General features: G+C 42.9%; 1 protein-coding gene. It reads left to right on the top strand.

All coding sequences use genetic code 11. The annotated features are described in order from the left end of the window. Positions 1-252, top strand: a 252-nt coding sequence (locus R0J87_RS22765; protein ID WP_498889195.1) for a diguanylate cyclase domain-containing protein, incomplete at both ends; no start/stop codon positions are given.

The raw sequence follows: 252 nt of genomic DNA, 5'->3' as shown, positions 1-252 counted from the left end.
AATTGCAAACCGACGACGCTTTGATGAATATTTAGATGAACAGTGGCGACAAGGCAAGCGCGATCGCGCGGAACTATCTTTGATTTTATGTGATTTAGATGCGTTCAAACTCTACAATGATACCTTAGGTCATCAAGCCGGAGACAGTTGCTTACAAGAAGTTGCAAAAGCAATTACAACAGTGGTCAACCGTCCCCTTGATTTAGTCGCCCGTTATGGGGGAGAAGAAATTGCAGTTTTATTACCGAATAC

This window comes from Halomonas sp. SIMBA_159 (assembly GCF_046536035.1).
GTDB lineage: Bacteria > Pseudomonadota > Gammaproteobacteria > Pseudomonadales > Halomonadaceae > Vreelandella > Vreelandella venusta_A.
This window is presented reverse-complemented; position numbering and strand designations above follow the sequence as displayed.